Raw genomic sequence first — 242 nt, 5'->3', positions numbered from 1 at the left:
GCCAACATGCCCAGACTGTAGCACGACAGCCCCCGCTTGACGGGCATTCCCTGCTCGGCGAACCACGCGCCATACAGATGCGATAACGCCGCATTGGTGGGCTGCGAAATGACGGGGTACGGCGCCAGGTCCTGCGGCGTCAGCGCGGCGGCGACATCGTTGTCCAGCGCCGGGCTGGCCATCCACACATTGGTGACCGCGCCCAGCTGCGTGCAATCGTACTGGTAACCCCAGAACGGACC

1 pseudogene is annotated in these 242 nt (G+C 65.7%); it reads right to left on the bottom strand.

The annotated features are described in order from the left end of the window. Nucleotides 1–242, bottom strand: a pseudogene (locus KVT32_RS31235) (LysR family transcriptional regulator); the annotation flags it as partial.

This window comes from Achromobacter sp. GbtcB20 (assembly GCF_019091095.1).
Lineage (GTDB): Bacteria > Pseudomonadota > Gammaproteobacteria > Burkholderiales > Burkholderiaceae_B > Achromobacter > Achromobacter mucicolens.
This window is presented reverse-complemented; position numbering and strand designations above follow the sequence as displayed.